This window comes from Variovorax sp. P4_D9, assembly GCF_056401695.1.
The window spans coordinates 1-707 of sequence record NZ_JBFUIU010001681.1; the positions used below are offsets into that span (position 1 = coordinate 1).

1 protein-coding gene is annotated in these 707 nt (G+C 48.9%); it reads right to left on the reverse strand.

Annotation, left to right across the window (positions count from 1 at the left end):
• Positions 1–225, reverse strand: a 225-nt coding sequence (locus AC1DY5_RS57740; protein ID WP_478123057.1) for a hypothetical protein, incomplete at its 3' end; no start/stop codon positions are given.
• Between the last annotated feature and the right edge of the window lie 482 nt (positions 226–707).

The window sequence follows — 707 nt, forward strand, 5'->3', positions numbered from 1 at the left end:
ATCTTTTTGTCGATCAAGGTTGAAATAGAACGCCACCATGGTGGCCACCTGYGGGACCACAAGACCAATCATCATCTGAAAACTTTGAAACGCAGATGAGAATGGTGGAGCAAGATCACGAAAACCAGAAAGCTTCTCGATGAATACGATGATGATAACGGCGAGCGTAAGAAACCACACTTTAAATACTCGCAGTCTGATTTGGTCGGTCTTAGTTTTCTTCATGTTGCGGCCTAGGTATGACTCTCAACCCAAATCTTTCGCGGAGAAAAATGATATAGACCCTGTTAGGGTCCCTGAGAATCTGATTGCTCAAGATCGCCCGTGCATTCGGACTGGACCTGAAGGGTTCCCATTGTCCGGATTTTGAATAATTCTCAAGCAATATTGAAATATCGGCTTGAACGAAAACCCGAATATTGTTGGGGTTACGCCCCTCTTGTGACGGAACAGTGGCGTTTTGTCCAGACGACAACATCTTCTTGCATCAACATAATGTGACCCAAGATCGATATTGTGGCGCTCTCCAAATCATGATGGAAACGCGAAACTATCAGGCCCAAAGAGGCTCCAGGCCGAGGTGGGTTCTTGGGTGGCGGCGTCCGGGTGCACTCCTGAAGTAGCTGGAGCAACGCGCCCTGTCACTACATACGCTGAAATTGGTTTGGGCCACCCTTTGATTTGCAACTCCTGCCGCGCCGCGGCGC